At 70.3% G+C, this 20828-nt stretch carries 19 protein-coding genes and 1 riboswitch; of the genes, 9 read left to right on the top strand and 10 right to left on the bottom strand.

Annotation, left to right across the window (positions count from 1 at the left end; genetic code table 11):
- Window positions 1–84: 84 nt before the first annotated feature.
- Both ACKTT0_RS13845 and ACKTT0_RS13840 read right to left on the bottom strand, forming a co-directional pair.
- A complete protein-coding gene (locus tag ACKTT0_RS13845) occupies window positions 85–420 on the bottom strand; it encodes a hypothetical protein (protein ID WP_407850443.1) in 336 nt (111 codons plus the stop codon).
- 377 nt (window positions 421–797) lie between these two features.
- Window positions 798–1790 carry a sodium:calcium antiporter gene (locus ACKTT0_RS13840; protein ID WP_407850442.1) on the bottom strand — a complete coding sequence of 331 codons (993 nt, stop codon included), beginning with the start codon at window positions 1788–1790 and terminating at the stop codon, window positions 798–800.
- 78 nt (window positions 1791–1868) lie between these two features.
- Window positions 1869–2008: riboswitch (yybP-ykoY riboswitch) on the bottom strand.
- A gap of 85 nt (window positions 2009–2093) precedes the next feature.
- Between ACKTT0_RS13840 and ACKTT0_RS13835 the strand changes: the two genes are divergently transcribed.
- Window positions 2094–3437, top strand: a complete 1344-nt coding sequence (locus tag ACKTT0_RS13835) for an aminopeptidase P N-terminal domain-containing protein (protein WP_407850441.1) — start codon at window positions 2094–2096, stop codon at window positions 3435–3437.
- 28 nt (window positions 3438–3465) lie between these two features.
- On the opposite strand, the gene ACKTT0_RS13830 is transcribed toward ACKTT0_RS13835, so the two are convergent.
- Window positions 3466–3921, bottom strand: coding sequence for an NINE protein (locus tag ACKTT0_RS13830; protein WP_407850440.1), 456 nt, complete (start codon window positions 3919–3921; stop codon window positions 3466–3468).
- An 81-nt stretch (window positions 3922–4002) separates the two neighbouring features.
- Between ACKTT0_RS13830 and ACKTT0_RS13825 the strand changes: the two genes are divergently transcribed.
- The 6 genes from ACKTT0_RS13825 to ruvA all read left to right on the top strand — a co-directional run bounded on the left by ACKTT0_RS13825 (window position 4003) and on the right by ruvA (window position 9399).
- The gene (locus ACKTT0_RS13825; protein ID WP_407850439.1) at window positions 4003–5178 is read left to right on the top strand and encodes a UbiH/UbiF/VisC/COQ6 family ubiquinone biosynthesis hydroxylase; all 1176 of its coding nucleotides are present in this window, start codon (window positions 4003–4005) and stop codon (window positions 5176–5178) included.
- Between the two features lie 64 nt (window positions 5179–5242).
- Window positions 5243–6268, top strand: coding sequence for a tRNA dihydrouridine synthase DusB (dusB, locus tag ACKTT0_RS13820; protein ID WP_407850438.1), 1026 nt, complete (start codon window positions 5243–5245; stop codon window positions 6266–6268).
- 39 nt (window positions 6269–6307) lie between these two features.
- Window positions 6308–6547 (top strand): helix-turn-helix domain-containing protein, encoded by a 240-nt coding sequence (locus tag ACKTT0_RS13815; protein WP_407850437.1) that lies wholly within the window; start codon window positions 6308–6310, stop codon window positions 6545–6547.
- A 49-nt stretch (window positions 6548–6596) separates the two neighbouring features.
- Window positions 6597–8186, top strand: coding sequence for a bifunctional phosphoribosylaminoimidazolecarboxamide formyltransferase/IMP cyclohydrolase (gene purH / locus ACKTT0_RS13810; RefSeq protein ID WP_407850436.1), 1590 nt, complete (start codon window positions 6597–6599; stop codon window positions 8184–8186).
- Window positions 8186–8734: a crossover junction endodeoxyribonuclease RuvC gene (gene ruvC, locus ACKTT0_RS13805; RefSeq protein ID WP_407850435.1), complete on the top strand. Its 549-nt coding sequence runs from the start codon at window positions 8186–8188 to the stop codon at window positions 8732–8734. The genes purH and ruvC overlap by 1 nt, the downstream gene beginning before the upstream one ends.
- A gap of 92 nt (window positions 8735–8826) precedes the next feature.
- Window positions 8827–9399: a Holliday junction branch migration protein RuvA gene (gene ruvA, locus ACKTT0_RS13800; RefSeq protein ID WP_407850434.1), complete on the top strand. Its 573-nt coding sequence runs from the start codon at window positions 8827–8829 to the stop codon at window positions 9397–9399.
- 46 nt (window positions 9400–9445) lie between these two features.
- On the opposite strand, the gene ACKTT0_RS13795 is transcribed toward ruvA, so the two are convergent.
- From ACKTT0_RS13795 to ACKTT0_RS13785, 3 genes are all read right to left on the bottom strand, one after another.
- Window positions 9446–10405 (bottom strand): tripartite tricarboxylate transporter substrate binding protein, encoded by a 960-nt coding sequence (locus ACKTT0_RS13795; RefSeq protein WP_407850433.1) that lies wholly within the window; start codon window positions 10403–10405, stop codon window positions 9446–9448.
- 89 nt (window positions 10406–10494) lie between these two features.
- Window positions 10495–11526 (bottom strand): NAD-dependent epimerase/dehydratase family protein, encoded by a 1032-nt coding sequence (locus ACKTT0_RS13790; protein WP_407850432.1) that lies wholly within the window; start codon window positions 11524–11526, stop codon window positions 10495–10497.
- Between the two features lie 4 nt (window positions 11527–11530).
- Entirely contained in the window at window positions 11531–13006 is a 1476-nt protein-coding gene (locus ACKTT0_RS13785; protein WP_407850431.1) for an aldehyde dehydrogenase, read from the bottom strand.
- A 97-nt stretch (window positions 13007–13103) separates the two neighbouring features.
- Between ACKTT0_RS13785 and ACKTT0_RS13780 the strand changes: the two genes are divergently transcribed.
- Complete coding sequence (locus tag ACKTT0_RS13780; RefSeq protein WP_407850430.1) at window positions 13104–14051, top strand: LysR family transcriptional regulator; 948 nt, start codon at window positions 13104–13106, stop codon at window positions 14049–14051.
- A 13-nt stretch (window positions 14052–14064) separates the two neighbouring features.
- Here the strand turns inward: ACKTT0_RS13780 and ACKTT0_RS13775 are convergent, their stop codons facing one another.
- Window positions 14065–14988, bottom strand: a complete 924-nt coding sequence (locus ACKTT0_RS13775) for a complex I NDUFA9 subunit family protein (RefSeq protein ID WP_407850429.1) — start codon at window positions 14986–14988, stop codon at window positions 14065–14067.
- Between the two features lie 77 nt (window positions 14989–15065).
- A complete protein-coding gene (locus ACKTT0_RS13770; protein ID WP_407850428.1) occupies window positions 15066–16031 on the bottom strand; it encodes a threo-3-hydroxy-L-aspartate ammonia-lyase in 966 nt (321 codons plus the stop codon).
- 156 nt (window positions 16032–16187) lie between these two features.
- Here ACKTT0_RS13770 and ruvB point away from each other — a divergent pair, with 156 nt between their 5' ends.
- Entirely contained in the window at window positions 16188–17249 is a 1062-nt protein-coding gene (gene ruvB / locus ACKTT0_RS13765; RefSeq protein WP_407850427.1) for a Holliday junction branch migration DNA helicase RuvB, read from the top strand.
- A gap of 305 nt (window positions 17250–17554) precedes the next feature.
- Here the strand turns inward: ruvB and recQ are convergent, their stop codons facing one another.
- Window positions 17555–19369 carry a DNA helicase RecQ gene (gene recQ / locus ACKTT0_RS13760; RefSeq protein ID WP_407850426.1) on the bottom strand — a complete coding sequence of 605 codons (1815 nt, stop codon included), beginning with the start codon at window positions 19367–19369 and terminating at the stop codon, window positions 17555–17557.
- Window positions 19370–19448: 79 nt separating this feature from the next.
- Window positions 19449–20825: a fimbrial protein gene (locus tag ACKTT0_RS13755; protein WP_407850425.1), complete on the bottom strand. Its 1377-nt coding sequence runs from the start codon at window positions 20823–20825 to the stop codon at window positions 19449–19451.
- Window positions 20826–20828: the final 3 nt, after the last annotated feature.

Below are 20828 nucleotides of genomic sequence, written 5' to 3'. Positions count from 1 at the left end.
CCAGAAAAACTTAGTCAATACACGGACATGGCGCATGCCATGGCCGATACGGCATTGTAGTTGACTGGCGCGCCCGGCGCGCCATCAGGCGGCGGCGCGGGCCGAGGCGCCGAACTGCACATGGCGCACGACGGGATTGGCGCGCAGGCGGCGCGCTTGGGACATGAGCTCGGGCCGCAGCTCGGGCGGACAATTGACCGTGATGCAGGCCGAGGCGAAATCGGCGTCGCGGCTGGAGTCGATCTGGAATTGCGCCACGTCGAGGCCGGCGGCGCCGAAATCGAGGCAGATCTGCTTGCGCACCGCGCCCAGCGCGTCGCGCGGGCAGACGATGGTCAGACGCGAAGTGCCATGACGGCGATTGGGCGCGACGGGGCGGTCCACGCCGGCACGGCGCATGAACAGGTCGAAGAAACGCATGGCAACCTCCCAATGAAACGGGGAGCGCTCGTGCGAATACGCGCAAGCCCGCGCAGCGGCACGAACGGGCGCGACAAGCGCGCAAGCACGCACGGCTGCGATGGCACAGCTACGGTTCAGGCGGTTTTTTGCGGGAACTGGCGGCAGAGGACCTGCCACCGGAACCGCACCCTGCACTGGCAGGATGCGGCAGAAGGAGATTCTGCGGAGATCCTGTCAGGCAGCGACGTCGATGCAAGATCGACTACTGTCGCCGGAATCGGTATTCACAGAACAACTCCGTATGATGTAAACACGATGATTTTACGTGGATTTCCGGCCTCGGGCAAGGGTTTTCCCCATTGTTGCGCGCATTTGTGCAACACGCCGCCGCCTCGTCAGCGTGCGAAATGCCAGCCCAGGTACAACGCGAACAAGCCGTAGAAGCCGCCCACCGTGGACAGCACGGGCACGCTCATGCCCGCGCGCCGGAAGCGCAGCCACAGCAGCGCGATCGACAGCAAGGTGAACAGGCCGGCCGCCAGCAGCGGGCCGTCAAGCAGCCAGGGAGTCAGGAAAATGCCCAGGGCGCTGGGAATGGTGGCCTGGATCATCATGGCGCCGGAAATGTTCGCCAGCGCCAGGCGCTCCTTGCCCTGCCGCACCCAGATCAGCGCGTTCATGATCTCCGGCAGTTCGGTGGCGACCGGCGCGAGCAGCAGCGCGGCCACGTGCGGCGAGGCCCCCAAGGCGATGCCCAGCAGCTCGATCTGGCGCACGAACACGTGCGAGGCGGCGGCGATCACCAGCAGCGCCAGCGCCGTCTGGATACAGGCCCAGGCCATGGTCGGATCGGGATCGCGCGGGCGCAGCTTGAGCGGCTCGAGATCGTCGCAGTCCAGGCAGGCTTCGTCATTGGCCAGCTCGCGCCGCACATACAGCGCGTAGACGCCCAGGAACAGCAATCCCAGCCAGGGCTTCCAGGCAAAGGCCAACAGCCCCAGGGCGACCTTGACCACGAATACGCCCATGAACCAGGCCTGGTCGCGCGCCAGGCGCTGCTGGTCGGCATTGATGCGCGCCGCGCTGCGTCCGCCGCGCCACAAGGCCAGCCCCACCACCGCATAGGCCAGCGTCGCCAGCACCAGCGGACCGCCCATGGCGGCGCCCACGCCGATGTCCTTCTGCTCGGGCGTGGTGCCGAACACCACCGCCATGAACGTGACGGCGCTTTCGGGCAGCGCCGTGCCGAAAGCCGCCAGGACGGTGCCGGTGGCGGTGGCGCCCAGCTGGAAGCGGTGGCCGACCCACTCGATGCCGTTGACGAAATACTCGCAGGCGAAGTAGATGACCAGCGCCGACAGGAAGAACAGGAACAGGGTGAGAAACATGGGACGCAGCCGGACGAGCAGACACCAATGGCACGACGATGCGGCTCGCCCGGCAAGGGTGAACGCCTCGTGGCCAAAGGTCTCGCCTGGCTGGACCGCACGGTGGGGCGGGCCCACTGCGCGGGAACCGTCAGCGCCATGGGGTACGAAACCGCCAAGTCTGTTGACGCTGACTCCTTTGGGGATTCAAAGGATGGCTACTCCCCAATGACAGTGGCGCGGATTGTAGCAGCAGGCCGACCAGCCCGCCAGCGCCCGGGCGCGGTAAAGTAGGCCCTGTTTCCCGCCTCGCCCGCCCCCGCCATGAGCCTGCCGCCCGTCGATATCGCCCCCTACGCCGACCGCCGCCGGCGCCTGTCCGAGCAATTGCGCGCGGCCGGCGGCGGCATTGCCATCCTGGCGACCGCGCCGCATGCCGTGCGCAATCGCGATACGGAATACCCCTATCGCCATGACAGCGATTTTTTCTACCTGACCGGCTTTACCGAGCCCGAAGCGTGGCTGGTGCTGGTGGCGGGCGCCTCCGATCGCGCCATTCTGTTCTGCCGCGCCAAGCACCCCGAGCAGGAAATCTGGGAAGGCTACCGCTGCGGCCCCGAGGCGGCGATGGAACGTTACGGCTTTGACGAAGCCCATGCCATCGATGAACTGGACGACATGCTGCCCGCCCTGCTGCTGGACCAGCCGACGCTGTACCGCCCCTTCGCGGCGGGCGGGCATGTCGAACGCCGGCTGCGCCGCTGGCAGGGCGAGGCCGAGCAACAGGGACGCGGCCGGCGCCGGCCGCCGGCGCGCATCCAGGACCTGCGCCCGCTGCTGGCGGACATGCGGCTGGTAAAAGACGCCGGCGAGATCGCCGCCATGCGCCAGGCCGCCCGCATTTCAGCGGGGGCCCATGCGCGCGCCATGCGGGCGGCGCGTCCCGGCATGCACGAATACGAACTGGAAGCCGAGCTGCTGTACGAATTCCGTCGCCATGGCGCGCAGGCGCCCGCCTACCCCGGCATCGTGGCCACCGGCGCCAATGCCTGCGTGCTGCACTACGCGGCCGGCGACGCGGTGCTGCGCGACGGCGAGCTGGTGCTGATCGACGCCGGCTGCGAGTACGACAGCTATGCCGCGGACATCACCCGCACGTTCCCCGCCAACGGCCGTTTCAACGGGCCGCAGCGGGCGCTGTACGACCTGGTGGCGGCGGCCCAGGAGGCCGCGGTGCAGGCCACGGCGCCGGGCCGCAGTTGGAACGACGGGCACGACGCCGCCGTCCGCGTGCTGGCGCAGGGCATGCTGGACGAGGGCCTGCTGCAGGGCACCCTGGATGGCGTGCTTGAATCCGGCGCGTACGCACGCTTCTATATGCACCGCACCGGCCACTGGCTGGGGCTGGACGTGCACGACGCCGGCGACTACCGTGCCGGCGACTCCGCGCCCGGCGCGGAACGGCCATGGCGCGCCCTGGAGCCCGGTATGGTGCTGACCATCGAGCCCGGCATCTATGTGCGCGAAGCCGACGACGTGCCGCGGCGGTTCTGGGACATCGGCATCCGCATCGAGGACGATGCGCTGGTCACCGCCGAGGGTTGCGAACTGATGACGCGCGGCGTGCCGGTGCAGGCGCGCGAAATCGAGGCCCTGATGCGGGAATGAACCGGGACCGGGGCTGCGCGCCGCGGCGCTAGAACACGTAGCCGTCCAGCCAGCCCATGGCGGTCCAGGTGTACACCACCACCATGGCAATGGCGAACATGCCGGCGATTGCGCCGACCAGGGTGCCGAAGATGGCCACCAGCACCGGCCCCCAGCCGGTATGCGTGACCCGGCCCCGGCCCGGGTTGTAGAGCCGGTCGAATTTTTCATCCGGCATCAGGCTGAACACCACGCCCTCGATGAAGCCGTCGATCATCGGGATGAATGCCAGGAAGAAGGCCGGGTTGTCGTACCAGACCGGGAACTGCGTGGCCGCCGCCAGGCACGCGACAGCGGCCAGGGTCACCAGCCACGCGTGGCGGCGGCCCAGGTACCACCAGTGCGCGCCCAGCCAGCCGAACAGGCAGGCCAGCAAGCCCAGCGCCACCTTGCTGCGCGGGCGGGACGGGGATGAAGCGGAAGCGGCGGACGAGGCTGACGACATATCGGATGCGGCAATGATGGCGTGGCGGAACGCCAGCGGGCGTCGGACGCCTGCGATTGTAGTGGACGGTAGAATTCTGTCATGACCCAGTCTGCCTACGACATCGCCATTCTGGGCGCCGGCCCCGTCGGCCGCGTGCTGGCGCTGCTGCTGGCGCGCCACGCGCCCCGGCCGCAGCGCATCGCCCTGCTGGCCGGCACCCCGCCCGCCCGCGCCGACGGCGCGGCGGCGGCCGGCGTGCCGGCCGCGGACCCGCGCGTGCTGGCGTTGAACCACGGCAGCCGCGTGCTGCTTGAATCGCTGCAGGCCTGGCCGCACCGCGCCGCCGACATCCGCAATGTGCACGTGTCGCAGCGCGGCCGGCTGGGCAGCACGGTGATCCGCTGCGACGACTTCCAGGTCCCGCGCCTGGGCAGCGTCGTGTCGTACGCCGAGCTGCACGCCACCCTGGAAGCCCGCGTGGCCGCCAGCGGGGTGACGGTGCTGCACGGCCCGCCGGCGCAAGTGCATGGCCAGGACGGTACGGGCATTACCGTGCGGCGGGGCGACGCCGAGTTGCATTGCGGCGTGGCGGTGCTGTCCGACGGCAGCGGCGCCAATGACGTGCGCCGCGAATACGGCCAGCATGCGGTCATCACCAGCGCCCATGCCGCCCTGCCCCGCCCGGGCTGGGCCTGGGAGCGCTTCACCGCCGAGGGGCCGCTGGCGCTGCTGCCGCATCCGCAGCAGCCGCAGGCATATTCGGTGGTGTGGTGCTGCGCGCCCGAACGCGCCGCGCAGTTGGGACAACTGGACAATGCCGCCTTCTCCGCCGCCCTGAGCGCGGCGTTCGGCACGCGGCTCGGCCGCTTGTCTAGCCAGGCGCCGCGCCATGTCTTCCCGCTGGCCCTCAGCGCGCGGCGCATGCTGGCCCACGGCCGCCTGGCGGCGATCGGCAATGCCGCGCAGACCTTGCATCCGGTGGCCGGCCAGGGCCTGAACCTGGGGTTGCGCGATGCCGCCCGCCTGGCGCAAGGCCTGGCCGACTGGCTGTCCGACCCGGGCGCCGACCCGGCTCCCGTCCTGGCAGGATTCGCCCGCGCGCGCCGCGCCGACCGCTGGATCACCGCCGGGCTGACCGACCTGATGCCGCGCGCCTTTGCCACCGGCCTGGCGCCGCTGGAGCACGCCTGCGGGCTGGGGCTGCTGGCCCTGGACCTGGCCGCGCCGCTGCGCGCGCCGCTGGCGCGCCACCTGCTGCAGGGGCTGCGCGCCTAGTCAGGCACCCGGCGCAGCGCCCGGCAATCAATAAGGGCCACATGAAGGCGGGTAAAATCCGCCCATGCGCATCGGCCCCTGGACCCTTCCCAACAACGTGCTGGTCGCCCCCATGGCGGGGGTGACCGACCGGCCGTTCCGCCAATTGTGCAAGCGGCTGGGCGCGGGCTATGCGGTGTCGGAAATGGCGGCCAGCAATCCGCGCCTGTGGGACAGCGTCAAGACGGCGCGCCGCCTGAACCACGACGGCGAGATCGCCCCGGTCGCGGTGCAGATCGCCGGCGCCGACCCCGCCATGATGGCCGAGGCCGCCGCCTTCAACGCGGCGCGCGGCGCGCGCATCATCGACATCAACATGGGGTGCCCGGTCAAGAAGGTCTGCAACCTGGCGTCCGGTTCGGCGCTGCTGCGCGACGAGGACCTGGTCGCCCGCATCCTCGACGCCGTGGTGGCCGCCTGCGCGCCGCTGGGCGTGCCCGTCACCCTCAAGACCCGCACCGGCTGGGACCGCGAGCACCGCAACGCCCTGCGCGTGGCCAGGCGGGCCCAGGACGCCGGCATCGCCGCCCTGGCGCTGCACGGCCGCACCCGCGCCGACCTGTACACCGGCCAGGCCGAATACGACACCATCCGCGCCGTCAAGGCGGAACTCGCCATCCCGGTCATCGCCAACGGCGACATCGACACGCCAGCCAAGGCCCGGCACGTCCTCGATTACACTGGCGCCGATGCCGTGATGATCGGCCGGGCGGCCCAGGGCCGGCCCTGGATCTTCCGCGAAATCGACCACTACCTGCGCACGGGCGAGACACTGGCGCCCCCTTCCTACGAAGAAATGCGCGACCTGCTGCTCGAGCACCTGGACGATCACTACCGCTTCTACGGCGAGCACACCGGCGTGCGCTCGGCGCGCAAGCACATCGGGTGGTACGTGGAGGGCCTGCCGGGCGCCGACCCGTTCCGCGACCGCATGAACCGCATCGACAATACCCGCGACCAGTGGCAGACCGTGGCCGACTGGTTCGACGACCTGGCGCGCGGCGGTCCGGCATCCCCGGCCCCCCGTGCGCAGCCCCTGTTGGCGGCGTGATCCGCCGCCGTCCACCACTAACTATAAATATCTGTACACATGAGCAAGAAAGATGTCCTGGAAGACTGCGTGCGCGCCAGCCTGGAGCGCTATTTCGAAGACTTGGGCGACTCCGAGCCCCACGACATGTGGGACATGGTGATGCGCTGCGTCGAACGCCCGGTGCTCGAGGTGGCCCTCGAGCGGGCCGGCGGAAACCAGTCCCGGGCGTCCGAAATGCTGGGCATCACCCGCAACACGCTGCGCAAGAAGCTCCAGGCGCACAACATCCAGCCCTGAGCGCGCGCGGCGCGTCCCGACCGCTTTCCTTCATCTCCGCTGTCCAACCATGAAAATCGAAACTGCCCTGCTCTCGGTGTCCGACAAGACCGGCATCGTCGAATTCGCCCGTGCCCTGGCCGCGCGCGGCGTGCGCCTGCTGTCCACCGGCGGCACCGCGCGCCTGCTGTCCGAAGCCGGCCTGGCCGTGACCGAAGTCGCGGCCCACACCGGCTCGCCGGAGATCCTCGACGGCCGCGTCAAGACGCTGCACCCCAAGATCCACGGCGGCCTGCTGGCGCGCCGCGACAGCGCCGAGCACCTGGACACCATCAAGCAGCATGGCATCGACCGCATCGACATGCTGGTGGTGAACCTGTACCCGTTCCGCGAAACCATCGCCCGGCCTGGCTGCAGCTTCGCCGACGCGGTAGAGAACATCGACATCGGCGGCCCCGCCATGCTGCGCGCCGCCGCCAAGAACCACGGCACCGAGGCGGGCGGCGTGACCGTGGTGATCGACCCGGCCGATTACTCCCGCGTGCTGGCCGAACTGGACCAGGACGGCTCCACCTCGTATGCGCTGCGGCTGGAACTGGCCGCCAAGGCCTATGCCCACACCGCCGCCTACGACGGCGCCATCGCGGGCTACCTGACCAGCCTGGCCGAGCCGGCCCCGGCGCAGGATGCCGCGCCGGCCCGCCACGACTGGCCCGGCACGCTGACGCTGCAGGTGCAGCAGGCACAGGCCTTGCGCTACGGCGAGAACCCGCACCAGAAAGCGGCCTTCTACGTGGACAGCCAGCGCGCCGCCGGCCTGCTGGGCAATTACCGCCAGCTGCAGGGCAAGGAGCTGTCGTACAACAACATCGCCGACGCCGACGCCGCCTGGGAATGCGCGCGCAGCTTCGATACCCCCGCCTGCGTCATCGTCAAGCACGCCAACCCCTGCGGCGTGGCGGTCGCGCAGACCACGCTGGACGCCTATCGGCAGGCCTTCAAGACCGACCCGACCTCGGCCTTCGGCGGCATCATCGCCTTCAACCGGCCGGTGGACGCGGCCACCGCCGAGGCGGTCAGCGGCCAGTTCCTGGAAGTGCTGCTGGCGCCGGCCTACGACGGCGCCGCGCTGGCCATCCTGGCGGCCAAGAAAAACGTGCGCGTACTGGAAGTGCCCGCCGGCGCCGGCCACAACGACTTCGACATCAAGCGCGTGGGCGGTGGCTGGCTGGTGCAGACGCCGGACGCCTACAACGTGCCGCGCGAGGCGCTCAAGGTGGTGACCAAGCGGCAGCCCACCGAGCAGGAAATGGACGACCTGGCGTTCGCCTGGAAGGTCGCCAAGTACGTCAAGTCCAACGCCATCGTGTTCGCCGGCGGCGGCATGACGCTGGGCGTGGGCGCGGGCCAGATGAGCCGCGTCGACTCAGCCCGTATCGCGTCCATCAAGGCCGAGAACGCCGGCCTGACGCTGCAGGGCTCGGCGGTCGCGTCGGATGCGTTCTTCCCGTTCCGCGACGGGCTGGACGTGGTCGTGGCGGCCGGCGCCACCTGCGTGATCCAGCCGGGCGGCAGCGTGCGCGACGACGAGGTCATCGCCGCGGCCGACGAACACGGCATCGCCATGGTGCTGACCGGCACCCGCCACTTCCGCCACTGATGCGCGTCCTCGGCATCGACCCCGGCCTGCGCCGCACCGGCTTCGGCGTGATCGATGCCGAAGGCATGCGCCTGCGCTACGTCGCCAGCGGCACCATCGTGGTGCCGCCGGCGCTGGCGCTGCCGGAGCGCCTGAAAGTCATCCTGGACAATCTCCGCCAGGTCGCGCGCGATACCCGCCCCGACGTGGCCGCGCTGGAAATCGTCTTCCTCAACACCAATCCCGCCTCCACCCTGCTGCTCGGGCAGGCGCGCGGCGCCGCCCTGTGCGCGCTGGCCGACAGCAAGCTGGCCGTGCATGAATACACCGCGCTGCAGATCAAGAAAGCCGTGGTGGGCACCGGCCGCGCGGCCAAGGAGCAGGTGCAGATGATGGTGCAGCGCCTGCTGTCGCTGGACGGCACGCCCGCGCCCGACTCGGCCGACGCGCTGGCCTGCGCCATCTGCCACGCCCACGTCGGGCCGTTGCAGGCGCGGCTCGGCAACCTGACGGCCGCGCTGCCCGCCGGCGCGGGCGCCCGGCTGCGCGGCGGCCGGCTGGTGGGCTAGGGCCTGTTCACTCCAGCAAGAGCCCCCGCACCGTATAGAATGCGGGCAGGCGCGCGCGGCGCGCCCTTCACTTCCTGCCTGGCACCCGCACCATGATCGGACGCATCACCGGAACCCTGATCGAGAAACTGCCGCCCACCATCTGCGTGGACGTCAACGGCCTGGGCTATGACATCGAGGTGCCCATGAGCACCCTCTACGCCCTGCCCGAAACCGGCGCGAAAGTCACGCTGCACACCCACCTGGCGGTGCGCGAGGACGCGCACATCCTGTATGGCTTCGCCACCGCCGCCGAGCGCGGGGCATTCCGCGAACTGATCAAGGTCAGCGGCATCGGCGCGCGCACCGCGCTGGCGGTGCTGTCGGGCCTGTCGGTCAGCGACCTGGCGCAAGCCATCACGCTGCAAGAGTCGGGCCGCCTGACGCGCGTGCCGGGCATCGGCAAGAAGACCGCCGAACGGCTGCTGCTGGAAATGCGCGGCAAGCTGGGCGCGGACATCGGCGCCAGCGCCCATGCCGTGCCCGACAGCCAGGCCGACATCCTCAACGCCCTGCTGGCGCTGGGCTATTCCGAAAAAGAATCGCAGGCCGCCCTCAAGACCCTGCCCGAGGGCACCGGCGTATCGGACGGCATCCGGCTGGCGCTCAAGGCGCTGGTGCGCTAGGCCCTGTTCAGCTCGCGACGCGCCCGCCGGCAGGCCGGCGCCGGGCTCATTCCACCCAGGGCGTCTTGGCCCAGATGGCGCGCAGGCGCGTGTCGTCCTGCTGCAGGCGCGCGCGCCACGCGGGACCGGGCAGATAATCCATTTCCGTGAACTGCTGCGCCATCTGCCGGCGGAACGCCGGGTCGGCGGCCACGCGCTCGAGCGCGCTGGCGAGCTTCTGTTCGACTTCCGGCGGCAGGCCCTTGGGCGCGACGATGCCGCGCTCGGACGCAAACACCAGGTCCACGCCCTGCTCCTTGAATGTGGGCACGTCGGGCGCCAGCGGCGAGCGCTGCGCGCTGGCCTGGGCCAGGATGCGCATGTTCTTGCCGTGGTACGGCATGGCCTCGCCCAGGTTGATGCCGCCTATCACCGTGTGGCCGCCCAGCACCGCGGTGCGCAGCGGTCCGGCGCCGTTATAGGGCACGTGGTTCAGCGTCGTGCCAGTCAGCCCCTGGAACAGCACCATGGCAAGGTGGTCGTCGGTGCCCACGCCGGTCGAGCCGTAGCTGATCAGCCCGGGCTTTTCCCGGGCCGCCGCGACCAGCTCGCCGAGCGTCCGGTAAGGGCTGTCCATGGCCACGCTGAAGGCGCTGGGATCGCGCACCAGGTTCGCCAGATAGGTGAAATCGCCCGCCGCGAAGCCGGGCTGGCGCTCGATCGGCAGCGACACCAGGCCGGGCATGTTGGTCATAGCCAGCGTGTAGCCGTCCGGCTTGGCGCGCGCCACGTACGACAGCGCGATCGCGCTGGACGCGCCGGGCTTGTTGACCACCACCACGCTGCCGCCCAGCTCCTTTTCCAGGAACACCGCCAGGGCGCGGGCCGTGAGGTCGGTGCCGCCGCCCGGCGCGAAGCCGACAATCAGCTCGACGGGCGGGTCGGGCCAGGCCCAGGCCGGCGCGGCCCCGCCCAGGCTGGCCAGGCCAGCCACCAGGCCCGCGAACAGGTTGCGTAACTTGAACATGCTTGTCTCCACCTTATTGGATTGACAGAAAAAACCCTTAGCCCGCGCGGCGCCGCACAGCGCGCCGCGCGGGTACTGCGGCGCGCGCTTCAGCCGCCCGCGCCGGCCTCTTGCGCCTCGCGCCAGGCCAGCAGGCGCGCCACGCCGTCGCGCATCTCGACGCGCGGCTGCCAGCCGATCAACTGGCCCGCCAGGTCGTGCGGGATATGGAAGGCGCCGCCGGAGGTCAGCCGCACCGTGCCGGGCGGGTCCGGCCGCACTTCGGGCTCGAGGTCGCTGCCGCAGTAGTCCAGCACCAGCCGCACCAGTTCGCCGGTGGTGATGGGCGCGGGGCCCGACACATTCACCGCGATGTCGGTCGCCGCGCTCTCGAATGCCGCCACGTTGGCGCGCGCCACGTCGGACACATGCACGAAGTGCTTGGTGTCGGTGCCATCGCCCGGCAATACGGGACGCTCGCCCCTGCGCACGCGGTCATAGGTGTCCATGATGTACAGCGAATTCGCCGCGCGGTAGTGCTGGCGCTCGCCATACACGGTGGAATAGCGCAGCACCACATAGTCCAGGCCGAATTTCTGGAAGTACTGGCGGCACAATTGCTCGCCCATGATCTTCGAGGCGCCGTACAGAATGGCCGCCGGCGGCGCGCCGGTGGAATGGAACGGGCCGTTCTCGGCCAGTGCCCCCGCAATGCCCGCGCCGTAGCCGTACACCGCGTTGGACGAGGCGAACACCAGTTTGCGCACCCGGTTGGCGCGGCAGGCCTCCAGCATGTTCTGGGCGCCGCGGATATTCACGTCCACCGCTTGCCAGGGCGTCTGGGCAAAGCCCAGCGTCATGTAGGCGGCCAGGTGCAATACCCCGTCCACGCCCTCGGTAGCCGCCAGCAGGTCGGGCAGGCGCATCAGGTCGCCGCGCACCACCTTCACGCGCGCATCGTCCTGCAAATGGGCGATGGCCTCGGGCGTGCCGAAGGCGAAATTGTCCAGCAGCACGACTTCGCGCACGCCGGCCTCGAGCAGGGCTTCGGCGGTGTGCGAGCCCACCAGGCTGGCGGCGCCGGCGATCAGGATGCGGGCGCCCGCCAGGGGCAGCGCCGCGTTGCTTGCTTCTTGCGTCATGACTTCAAAGTCCCATAGGTTGTTGATGCAGGCCCCAGTACACGCTCTTGACCTGGCTGTACAGACGCAGGCCGTGCAGGCCCTTTTCGCGGCCCAGGCCGCTGTCCTTGAACCCGCCGAACGGCGTGGCGATGTGCGATTGCTTGTAGGTGTTGATCCAGACCGAGCCGGCCTCGATCTCCCGCGCGACCCGCCAGGCGCGCGCATAGTCGGCGGTCCACATGCCGGCCGCCAAGCCGAAGGCCGTGTCGTTGGCCTGCGCGATCACGTCGTCCTCGTCGTCGAACGGCAGGGCGACCAGCACGGGCCCGAAAATCTCCTCCTGGCAGGCGCGCGCGCGGTTGTCCAGGCCGTCGATGATGGTGGGCGGGTAGAACCAGCCGCGCGCCAGCGCCGGATCGGCGGGCATGGCGCCGCCGACCAGCACCTGTCCGCCTTCGCCGCGCGCGATGTCGACATAGCCCGCCACCTTGTCCCGGTGGGCGCGCGACACCAGCGGCCCCATCTGCGTGGCCGGGTCGTGCGGCAGGCCGACGCGCAATTCGCGGGTGCGCGCCACCAGCGCTTCCATGAAGCGCGGATAAACCGATTTCTGCACGAACAGCCGCGAGCCTGCCACGCAGCTCTGCCCGGCCGATCCGAAAATGCCCGACATGACGCCCGCCACGGCGCGGTCCAGATCGGCATCCTCGAACACAATGTGCGGCGACTTGCCGCCCAGCTCCAGGCCCGCCGGGATCAGGCGCCGGCCGGCGACGGCGCCGATGGCGCGGCCGGTCTCGGTGCCGCCGGTGAACGACACCATGCGCACGCCGGGGTGGCTGACCAGGGCGGCGCCCACATCCTCGCCATGCCCGGGCAGGGCGATCAGCAAGCCTTCCGGCAAGCCCGCCTCGGTGCAAATGCGCGCCAGTTCCAGGGCCAGCTGCGGGGTTTCCTCCGAAGGCTTGAGCAGCACCGCGTTGCCGGCCGCCAGGGCCGGCGCGGCTTTCTGCGCCTCGTTCATGATCGGCGAGTTCCACGGCGTAATGGCGGCGATCACGCCGAACGGCTCGGCCAGCGCCATCGAGAAATACTCGCCGCGCGGCGAGGTCAGCTCGTTCTGCCAGGTCTCGCATACCGCGGCGTAATAGCGGAAGTGCCCGGCCGCGCTGTCGACCATGTGCAGGCATTCCTTCCACGGCTTGCCGCTGTCGCGCATCTGCAGCCGCGCCAGCGGCTCGCGCTCGGCCAGCAGGCGACGGCCGATTTCATACAAGGTGGCGGCGCGCTGGTCGGGCCGCAGCTTGCGCCACGGCTGCCGGCGGAATGCGTCCCAGGCCAGCGATACCGCCTGGTCGACATCGGCGGGCGTGGCGCGCACCACGGTCCCGGCGATGCTGCCATCGGCCGGGTCAATGGAGGTAATGACGGGATCGCCCGCGCCGCCGGTACGCCATTGGGCGCCCAGGCGGAACGGCGTGGGATGGGGGGCATCCATGGCTGCTGCTGCTCCGGAAATTCGTCGAGCCCGCATCTTCAGCCAGGACATTATTACGATCAAATCGATATTTATTAGCTATTATTAGTTTATGGCTATGAATATCAAATACCGGCCCATCAAGGCCTTCCTGCTGGCCGTGGAAACCGGCTCCTTCACGCATGCCGCCGACCGCCTGGGCGTCACGCAGCCCTCCTTCACCGCCCTGATCCGCGACCTGGAGGAAGTGCTCGGGCTGCGGCTGTTCGAGCGCACCACGCGCAGCATCAGCCTGACCTCCGCCGGCCAGGAACTGCACGCGCGCGCGCAGCGGCCCATCACCGACCTGGAAGAGGCCTATCGCAGCCTGGCCGACCTGGCGGCGGTGCGGCGCGGCAACATCGTGCTGGGCGCCCTGCCCTCGACCGCCCTGACCCTGGCGCCGCCGGCGGTGGGCCGGCTGCGCCGGCTGCACCCGGCGCTGACAGTCCGCGTAGTGGAAGCCCACAACGACGAATTGCTGGCGATGCTGCGCACCAACCAGATCGAATTCGCGCTGGCGGCGCAGGGCGAGCCGGCTCCGGACCTGCGCTTTCATCCGCTGGTGGCGGATTGTTTCTGCGCCGTCTATCCGGCGGGCCACGCGCTGGCGGGCCTGTCGGCGGTGCGCTGGCGCGATGTGCTGCGCTACGACCTGATCCTGCTGTCGCAGGGCTCCAACGCGCGCCAGCAGTTCGACCGCGCCTTGCGCGAAGACGCCGGCGCGAGCGCGGCGGTGCCGGTCTACGATGTCACCAACATGGGCACCGCGGCCGGCATGGTGCGCCAGGGCCTGGGCGTCAGCGTGCTGCCGCGGCTGGCGTTGCCCGAACTGAACCTGGCCGGCCTGCAATGCGCCGCCCTGTGCGATGCCTCGGCGCACCGCGACATCGGCCTGCTGCACCGGCGCGATCGCAGCCTGTCGCCAGCCGCCCAGGCCCTGGCGGCACAGCTGGAGGTGGCCGTGCGGGAAGTACAGGCCCGGCTGGTGCCGATGGGAACGGGCGGGCTGGAGACCGGCCGATAGGCGCGGCCGGGACTCAGGCCCGCGCGGGCTTCAGGTACGCCGGCACGACCGCCTCCATGGCCACGGGGCTGAGTCCCAATTCGGGCGCCAGCGGGCCGCCGCACACGTTGTCGACCGTCAGCGACGCCAGGTTGTCGCGCGAAATCAGCGGCGTGCCCGGCAGGCACTCGAAGAACAGCGCCTGCAGCCGCCCCACCCCCATGGGCAGGGCGCACACCGGCCGGGGATGGCCGCTCCAGGCGGCGCACAGGCGCACGATGTCGGCCAGGGTATGCACCTGCGGGCCGCACAAGCCATAGGCCTTGCCGGCCGTATCGGGGTTGTTCAACGCCGTTTCCAGCGCCGCGGCCACGTCGCCCACATAGACCGGCTGCATCCGCGCCCCCGCGCCCGCCAGCGGCACGACCGGCAGCCAGCGCGCCAGCCGCGCGAACAGCGTGGTGAGGTGGTCGTCGGGTCCGAACACGACCGAAGGCCGGAAGATGGTGCAGGCGCCTTCGGGCCAGGCGGCGAACACCGCGCGCACGGCGGCTTCGCCGTCGCCCTTGGACCGCAGGTACATGCTCGGCCCCTGGGAATCGGCGCCCATGGCGCTGATGTGCAGCATGCGGCGCACGCCATTGCGCCGGCACGCCTGGGCGATGCGCTGGGGCAGTTGCACATGGACGCGGGCAAAGCCGGCCCCGTAGGGGCGGCCGCTGCCGCCATGCAGGATGCCGGCCAGGTTGATGACGGCATCGCATTCGCGCAGCAGGCGGTCGAGTTCGGCGTCGTCGTGCACGTCGGCCTCGGCCAGGGTGACCGTGGGTAGCGGCAGCAGGTCGCGCCCGCGGGCGTAATTGCGCGTGGGCACCATGAGGGAATGGCCGCGCGCCGCCAGCCGCGCCGCCACATGCCGGCCGATGAAGCCGGTGCCGCCGATGAGCAGGATACGCATTGCCGCTGCCCCTGTTCTGCCAAGCCAGTAGGGTCATTCTGCCCTGCGCGCCGGCCAGCCGCAAGCCGGCGCGGACGTCAGGCAGCCAGCAACCCGGCGTAGGCGGCCAGGTCGACGTTGCCGCCGCTGATGATGACCCCGACCCGCTTGCCCGGCATGGCCACCACATGCTGCAGCACCGCCGCGGAGGACAGGCAGCCGGTGGGCTCGACCACGATCTTCATGCGTTCGGCGAAGAACTTCATGGTGTCGACCAGTTGCGCGTCGGTAACCGTGACGATGTCGCTCACCAGGCGCTGGATCACGGGAAAGGTGAGCTGGCCCAGGTGGGTCGTGACGGCGCCGTCGGCCAGCGACTTGGGGGTGGCGATGCGGACGATCTCGCCCTTGCGCAGCGACTGCTGGCCGTCGTTGCCGGCCTCGGGTTCGACGCCATAGACCTGGCAGCCCGGGCTCAGCGCCTCGGCCGACAGCGCCGAGCCGGCCAGCAGGCCGCCGCCGCCCAGGCAGACGAACAGCGCGTCGAGCGGGCCCACCTCTTCGAACAATTCCTTGGCGGCCGTGCCCTGGCCGGCGATCACGTCGCGATGATCGTAGGGCGGGATCAGGGTGGCGCCGGTCTCGGCCTGGATGCGCCGCGCCACGGCTTCGCGATCGTCGGTATAGCGGTCGTAGGTGACCACCTGCCCGCCGTAGCCCTCCGTGGCGGCGCGCTTGGCCGCCGGCGCGTCGTGCGGCATGATGATGGTGGCCCGCACGCCCAGCAGGCGGGCGGCCAGCGCAATGGCCTGGGCATGGTTGCCCGACGAGAACGTCACCACGCCCGCCGCGCGCTGCCCCGGCGTCAGCCGGGCAATGGCGTTGTAGCCGCCGCGGAACTTGAAGGCGCCCATGCGCTGGAAGTTCTCGCACTTGAAGAACAGGCGGGCGCCCGCGCGGGCATCCGCGGTGGCCGAAGTCAGCACCGGCGTGCGGTGCGCCACGCCGGCCAGCACTTCGCTGGCGCGGACGACATCTTCATAGGTGGGCAAGGCGGCAGACATGGTTATCCTTGGAAGCGGTATGGCGAACCGGTGCATGATATCGCCACTTGCCGGGCGCCGGGTCCGCCGCATTCCCGCCGGGCCGCCGCGTGGTGTACCCTGCGTGGTGTACGATCCATCCGCGCCGGCCTTTCGCGGCCTGCCCCGCTCTGAATCATGGCCATCCAGTCCGACTCGCTTTCCTCCCTGCCCGATGCCCCCCGGCTGGTGACGCCGCAACCGGTGTCGCCCAACGAAGAATCCATCGAACGCGCCCTGCGCCCCAAGGCGCTGCAGGAATACGTCGGCCAGCAGCGCGCCCGCGAACAGCTCGAGATCTTCATCGCCGCCGCCCGCAAGCGCGGCGAAGCGCTCGACCACGTGCTGCTGTTCGGCCCGCCGGGGCTGGGCAAGACCACGCTGGCCCACATCATCGCCCACGAAATGGGCGTGCAGTTGCGCCAGACGTCCGGCCCGGTGCTGGAACGCCCGGGCGACCTGGCGGCGCTGCTGACCAACCTCGAGAAAAACGACGTCCTGTTCATCGACGAAATCCACCGCCTGTCGCCGGTGGTCGAGGAAATCCTCTACCCCGCGCTGGAAGATTTCCAGATCGACATCCTGATCGGCGAAGGCCCGGCGGCGCGCAGCGTCAAACTGGACCTGCAGCCGTTCACCCTGGTGGGCGCCACCACGCGCGCCGGCATGCTGACCAACCCGCTGCGCGACCGCTTCGGCATCGTGTCGCGGTTGGAGTTCTACAACGCCGACGACCTGGCGCACATCGTCACGCGCAGCGCCGGGCTGCTCAATGCCGCCATCACCCCGGACGGCGCCGCCGAGGTGGCGCGCCGCGCGCGCGGCACGCCGCGCATCGCCAACCGCCTGCTGCGGCGGGTGCGCGACTACGCCGAGGTGAAATCGCAGGGCACCATCGACGCCGATTCGGCCGGCCGGGCGCTGGCCATGCTGGAAGTCGACCCGCAGGGGCTCGACCTGATGGACCGCAAGCTGCTGGAAGCCATCATCCACAAGTTCGACGGCGGCCCCGTCGGGGTGGACAGCCTGGCGGCGGCGATCGGCGAAGAACGCGACACCATCGAAGACGTCATCGAGCCCTACCTGATCCAGCACGGCTACCTGCAACGCACGCCGCGCGGCCGCATGGCCACCCAGACCACCTGGCGCCACCTGGGCCTGGCGCCGCCGTCGGGCAGCGGCGACCTGTTCGGCAAATGATGGAAGCGGCGCCCCGGCAGAATGGGCGCCGGGCACTCCGGATAGCACGGGTGTCAGACACCGCAGGTGTCTGACACCTGACCGATGGGCATGCCTCGGCAGAATGGGCGTCGGGTACTCCGGATAGCACAGGTGTCAGACACCGCAAGTGTCTGACACCTCACCGATGGGCGGGCCTCGGCAGAATGGGCGTCGGACACTCCGGATAGCACGGGGTGTCAGACACCGCAGGTGTCTGACACCTCACCGGAAGCCCTGCCTGCACTGCTTGCATGGTACCTCGCCCAGATCACGCGGCTTGCCGCTTACGCCACCAGCCGCAGGATGTCTTCGCCGTAGGCCTCGAGCTTGCGCACGCCCACGCCGTTGATGTGGCCAAGCTCGTCCATCGACGCCGGCCGCGCCAGCGCGATCTCGCGCAGCGTGGCGTCATGGAAAATCACATAGGCCGGCACGCCGTGGCTCTTGGCGACTTCGCCGCGCCAGTTGCGCAGCGCCTCGAACAGCGGCTGGACCTCGGCCGGCAAGTCCACGGCGGCGGCGCGCGCGCGGCCGCCCGACTTGGCGCCGCGCGCCTTGCGTTCCGGCTCGCGCCGCAGCATCAGCTGGCGCTCGCCCTTGAGCACCGCGCGGCTGCCTTCCGTGAGCGCGAGCGTGCCATAGCCTTCGTGGTCGACGGCCAGCAGCCCCTGCGCCAGCAATTGCCGCAGCACGCCGCGCCAGGCATTTTCGGACAGGTCGGCGCCCACGCCGAACACGCTGAGCGTCTCGTGCCCGTGCTGGCGCGTGCGGTCGGTGGTCTTGCCGCGCAGGATGTCGATGATGTGGCCCGCGCCGTAGCGCTGGCCGCGCTCTTTCCACAGGCGGTACACCGCCGACAGCACTTTCTGCGCCGCCACGGTGCCGTCCCAGGCCTGCGGCGGCTCCAGGCAGACATCGCAATTGCCGCAGGCGGTGATGGTCTGGCCGAAGTAGGCCAGCAGGCGCACGCGCCGGCATTCGACCGTTTCGCACAGGCCCAGCATGGCGTCGAGCTGCTGGCCCAGGCGGCGGCGGTACGCCTCGTCGCCCGGCGATTCGTCGATCATGCGGCGCTGCTGCACCACGTCCTGCAGGCCGTACGCCAGCCAGGCGGTGGCCGGCAGGCCGTCGCGGCCGGCTCGGCCGGTTTCCTGGTAATAGCCTTCCACCGACTTGGGCAGGTCGATATGGGCCACGAAGCGCACGTCGGGCTTGTCGATGCCCATGCCGAAGGCAATGGTGGCCACCATGACGATGCCGTCCTCGCGCAGGAAACGCGACTGGTTGGCCGCCCGCACCGCGGTGCTGAGCCCGGCGTGGTACGGCAGCGCATTGATGCCGTTCTGGCACAGGAAGTCCGCGGTTTCCTCGACGCGGGCGCGCGACAGGCAGTACACCACGCCGGAATCGCCCTCGTGCTCGGTACGGATGAGGTCCAGCAGCTGGCGCCGCACCTCGTTCTTCTCGACGATGCGGTAGCGGATATTGGGGCGGTCGAAGCTGGCCACGAAATGCTGCGCCTCGTCCAGCGCCAGGCGCTGGGCGATCTCCACGCGGGTGGCCGCGGTGGCCGTGGCGGTCAGCGCGATGCGCGGCACATCCGGCCAGCGCTCGTGCAGCATCGACAGCCCCAGGTACTCGGGGCGGAAATCGTGTCCCCACTGCGACACGCAGTGCGCCTCGTCGATGGCGAACAGGGCGATCCGGCCGCGTTCCAGCAACTGCATGCAGCGGTCGGTCAGCAGGCGCTCGGGCGCCACGTACAGCAGGTCGAGTTCGCCCGCCAGGAAAGCCTGCTCGACATCACGGGCCACGCGCCAGTCCTGGGTGGAATTGAGGAAGGCCGCGCGCACGCCCAGCTCGGTCAGCGCGTCGACCTGGTCCTGCATCAGGGCGATCAGCGGCGACACCACCACGCCGGTGCCGGCGCGCACCAGGGCGGGAACCTGGTAGCACAGCGACTTGCCGCCGCCAGTGGGCATGAGCACCAGCGCGTCGCCGCCGCCGATGACGTGATCGACGATGGCCTGCTGGTCGCCGCGAAAGGATTCGTAGCCGAAGACGCGCTGCAGGACTTCCTGGGCGCGGGGGTCAGACATGGAGAGTAGCGGAATGCATCATGGCGGGGATTTTAAGCCTCAATTCCGGCATGGCCAGCGCGGCGTGCCCGCGGCGCCACTACCACGGCAGCCAGCGCCCGCGCATGAAGGCATCGACCGGCATGGTCACGCCGGCGCGCATTTCATAATTGCCCGAGATCACGTCCCGGTCGGCGCCCACCGCCAGGCGTACGCTGGGCGCCACCAGCATGCTGTGCTGCAGCCCGAAGCGCTGCTCCACCGGCTCGCCGTTCTCGCGCAACCCGGTGTAGGTGCCGCTCAGGGTGCCCCAGCCGTGCAGCGGCACGCCGGCCGCCACGGTATTGCGCATCTGCGCGTTGGCCGCGGCGCCGTCGCGATACAGGGCCAGATCGCCGAAACCGGCATCGGTCTGCTCGTTGGTCACCGCCAGGCTGACGGACTCCATGAGGTTCACGTTGTAGCCGAAGCGATAGCGCCAGGCATTGATGTGGTCGAAGGTGCTGTGGGTGGCGCCCGCCTGGAACGTGCCCAGCGCGCCGGCGGAATACGTGGTGCCGAGGCCGCGCGTGTACAGCGAGGGCGCGCTCTGCATCTGGCTTTCGAGCGTCAGCCGGGGCGTCACGCCGTAGCGCAGCGTGCCGCTGCCGGCGGCCACGCCATAATCGATGGCCCCGGAAGTCGCCGAGGCGTCGGTGTAGTTGAGTTTGCCCAGCGCCGACGAATAAGCCAGCTGGCCCTCCGGCACCGCCTGCGCGCCGCCGCGCCAGTCGGAAACCTGCAGCCCGCCGATCGGCACGGTGCTGCCCCAGATCGGCGCGTTGGCGGTCAGGTTGCCCAGCGCGACCGTCGGCCCGGCCGTATCGCGGTAAGTCCAGCGCCCGCCGCTGTACGCGAAGCCCTGCTGCGAGCCCACGGAAGAAAACCATGGACTGGCGGGCTGGGCCACGCCGGTCACCACCATGACCGACCCGCCCGGCACGGGGTCCAGGGTTTCTAGCCCGAAGGAATAATTCTGCGGCGCCACCGGCGGGACATCCGGAAACACACTGGCGCACTGGATCGGCAGCGCAGCCGGCTCCGCCGGCGCCGCGGCGCCGGACTGCACCGAGGCGTCGGTCAGGCCTTCGGCGGGCCGCAAGCCGCACGGCGCGGGATCGAGGTCCAGCTCGCGCGATGGCGCCAGCGTGGCGGGCGCCACCGGAATGGGCTGGGCCGGCGCCAGCACGGAGATCCCGAACCGGGCGGCGCGCTCGACATCGGCGCGCTGCCACCCGGCGCGCGCCTGGCCCGCCGGCGCCGCCGTAGCGTCTTCCGTGGCCACGGCGCCCGATGCGGGCGTATCGAGAGAGGCGCAAGCGCCCAGGGCCATGTTGCCGGCCAGCGCCGCCGCCAAAAGGGGACGGGCTACTCGCTTACGCGGGAATTCGCGCGTGGTCATGACACGAATCAGTGTAAAGACCGGAAGGCGGGACATCTG

The organism is Bordetella saccharivorans, from assembly GCF_045862855.1.
Taxonomy (GTDB): Bacteria; Pseudomonadota; Gammaproteobacteria; order Burkholderiales; family Burkholderiaceae_B; genus Bordetella_A; species Bordetella_A petrii_F.
The sequence above is the reverse complement of the archived record's forward strand: the minus strand, read 5'-3'. Positions and strand labels throughout refer to the sequence as shown.

Coding starts and splice junctions, on each gene's coding strand:
- ACKTT0_RS13845 (WP_407850443.1), bottom strand. CDS start 420: ATGCGTTTCTTCGACCTGTTCATGCGCCGTGCCGGCGTGGACCGCCCC.
- ACKTT0_RS13840 (WP_407850442.1), bottom strand. CDS start 1,790: ATGTTTCTCACCCTGTTCCTGTTCTTCCTGTCGGCGCTGGTCATCTAC.
- ACKTT0_RS13835 (WP_407850441.1), top strand. CDS start 2,094: ATGAGCCTGCCGCCCGTCGATATCGCCCCCTACGCCGACCGCCGCCGG.
- ACKTT0_RS13830 (WP_407850440.1), bottom strand. CDS start 3,921: ATGTCGTCAGCCTCGTCCGCCGCTTCCGCTTCATCCCCGTCCCGCCCG.
- ACKTT0_RS13825 (WP_407850439.1), top strand. CDS start 4,003: ATGACCCAGTCTGCCTACGACATCGCCATTCTGGGCGCCGGCCCCGTC.
- dusB (WP_407850438.1), top strand. CDS start 5,243: ATGCGCATCGGCCCCTGGACCCTTCCCAACAACGTGCTGGTCGCCCCC.
- ACKTT0_RS13815 (WP_407850437.1), top strand. CDS start 6,308: ATGAGCAAGAAAGATGTCCTGGAAGACTGCGTGCGCGCCAGCCTGGAG.
- purH (WP_407850436.1), top strand. CDS start 6,597: ATGAAAATCGAAACTGCCCTGCTCTCGGTGTCCGACAAGACCGGCATC.
- ruvC (WP_407850435.1), top strand. CDS start 8,186: ATGCGCGTCCTCGGCATCGACCCCGGCCTGCGCCGCACCGGCTTCGGC.
- ruvA (WP_407850434.1), top strand. CDS start 8,827: ATGATCGGACGCATCACCGGAACCCTGATCGAGAAACTGCCGCCCACC.
- ACKTT0_RS13795 (WP_407850433.1), bottom strand. CDS start 10,405: ATGTTCAAGTTACGCAACCTGTTCGCGGGCCTGGTGGCTGGCCTGGCC.
- ACKTT0_RS13790 (WP_407850432.1), bottom strand. CDS start 11,526: ATGACGCAAGAAGCAAGCAACGCGGCGCTGCCCCTGGCGGGCGCCCGC.
- ACKTT0_RS13785 (WP_407850431.1), bottom strand. CDS start 13,006: ATGGATGCCCCCCATCCCACGCCGTTCCGCCTGGGCGCCCAATGGCGT.
- ACKTT0_RS13780 (WP_407850430.1), top strand. CDS start 13,104: ATGAATATCAAATACCGGCCCATCAAGGCCTTCCTGCTGGCCGTGGAA.
- ACKTT0_RS13775 (WP_407850429.1), bottom strand. CDS start 14,988: ATGCGTATCCTGCTCATCGGCGGCACCGGCTTCATCGGCCGGCATGTG.
- ACKTT0_RS13770 (WP_407850428.1), bottom strand. CDS start 16,031: ATGTCTGCCGCCTTGCCCACCTATGAAGATGTCGTCCGCGCCAGCGAA.
- ruvB (WP_407850427.1), top strand. CDS start 16,188: ATGGCCATCCAGTCCGACTCGCTTTCCTCCCTGCCCGATGCCCCCCGG.
- recQ (WP_407850426.1), bottom strand. CDS start 19,369: ATGTCTGACCCCCGCGCCCAGGAAGTCCTGCAGCGCGTCTTCGGCTAC.
- ACKTT0_RS13755 (WP_407850425.1), bottom strand. CDS start 20,825: ATGTCCCGCCTTCCGGTCTTTACACTGATTCGTGTCATGACCACGCGC.